The 531-nt window shown below is 41.4% G+C and carries 1 pseudogene; it reads left to right on the top strand.

Features of this window, described 5'->3' with window-relative positions:
* A pseudogene (locus tag ACFIKG_RS09865) lies at positions 1 to 531 on the top strand (adhesin); the annotation flags it as partial.

Here is a 531-nt window from a genome sequence, read left to right as displayed (position 1 = left end):
TTTCAGGAACCTCGACAGATGCGGTTAATGGCTCACAGCTTTTTACCACCAATGAAAATGTTACTAAGGTTGCTGAAAATACATCGAAATATTTTGGTGGTGATGCAGATGTGCTCAAGGGCGTTGCTCCGACTTATACAGTTAAAGATAAGACATATAATGATGTCGGTTCTGCTTTTTCTGGTGTTGATGAATCTCTTAAAGATATACAAAAAGAGGTTACAGAGAACATTGGTCAGAATGCGTTGATGTGGGGTGAGAAAGAGGGAGCCTTTGTAGCCTTGCATGGAGAAGAAAATAGTAAAAGCAACAGCAAGATTAAGTATCTTGCGAATGGAGACGTTACTGTAGACTCAAGTGATGCGGTTAATGGCTCACAGCTTTATTCCATGAATAAGACGGTTGCGACCTATTTTGGTGGAGGAGCTGGCTATAATGATAAGGGAGAGTGGAGTGCCCCAAGTTTCAAGATTACCGCAATCAAAGAAGATGGCAAGGATGAAGAGAAGAGCTATGATAATGTTGCGGATG

The sequence above is a fragment of the Bartonella sp. LB28NMGDW genome (assembly GCF_042194435.1).
GTDB lineage: Bacteria > Pseudomonadota > Alphaproteobacteria > Rhizobiales > Rhizobiaceae > Bartonella > Bartonella grahamii.
The sequence above is the reverse complement of the archived record's forward strand: the minus strand, read 5'-3'. Positions and strand labels throughout refer to the sequence as shown.